Source organism: Pseudomonas sp. BJa5 (assembly GCF_030272875.2).
Lineage (GTDB): Bacteria > Pseudomonadota > Gammaproteobacteria > Pseudomonadales > Pseudomonadaceae > Aquipseudomonas.
This window is the reverse complement of record NZ_JALRNG020000136.1, coordinates 1-281: the sequence shown is the minus strand read 5'-3', so window position 1 is coordinate 281 and position 281 is coordinate 1. Positions and strand designations below refer to the sequence as shown.

Annotated in this window: 1 protein-coding gene; it reads right to left on the bottom strand. The window is 69.0% G+C overall.

Annotation, left to right across the window (positions count from 1 at the left end):
* Positions 1-281, bottom strand: a 281-nt coding sequence (locus M2D63_RS25735; protein ID WP_353050884.1) for a response regulator, incomplete at both ends; no start/stop codon positions are given.

Genomic DNA, 281 nt, shown 5'->3' with positions numbered 1-281 from the left:
ACGGTCAGTCAACGGATCCGGACGATCGAGGCTGACGAACTCGTTGCGCATGTGCTCCAGGCCGGACAGCAGGCGCTGGGTGACCGCCGGCTGCACCAGCGAACCGCCGTCGGCCACCGTGCGGATCGCGCCCACCAGCTGCTCGAGCGAGACATCCTTCAGCAGGTAACCCTTCGCACCGGCCTTCAGGCCCGCCAGGACCAGCTGGTCGTCGTCGAAAGTGGTCAGGATGATGGTGGGCGGCAGCTGGCCGGCCCGCGCGAGGGCCTGCAGGGCCTCCA